Source organism: Thermoflexus sp., assembly GCF_040289485.1.
Taxonomy (GTDB): Bacteria; Chloroflexota; Anaerolineae; order Thermoflexales; family Thermoflexaceae; genus Thermoflexus.
Map to the genome: position 1 here is coordinate 993 of NZ_PSLG01000122.1, position 218 is coordinate 1,210.

At 72.9% G+C, this 218-nt stretch carries 1 protein-coding gene; it reads left to right on the top strand.

Annotated elements, in window-relative coordinates:
• The coding region (locus tag C4313_RS11585; protein ID WP_352430003.1) for an FGGY-family carbohydrate kinase at positions 1-218 on the top strand (218 nt) is incomplete at both ends.

The window sequence follows — 218 nt, forward strand, 5'->3', positions numbered from 1 at the left end:
AATCCGCCCCCCCGGCCGTCGCCCTCATCAACCCCGACGACCCGCGGTTCCTGCGGCCCACCGACATGCCCACCCGCATCCGGGAGGCGTGCCGGGCGACAGGACAAACGGTCCCCACGACCCGGGGCGAGGTGGTGCGGTGCATACTCGAGAGCTTAGCGTTGCGCTACCGGTGGGTCCTGGACCGCCTGGACGCGGTCCTGGGCCGGCGGACGGAG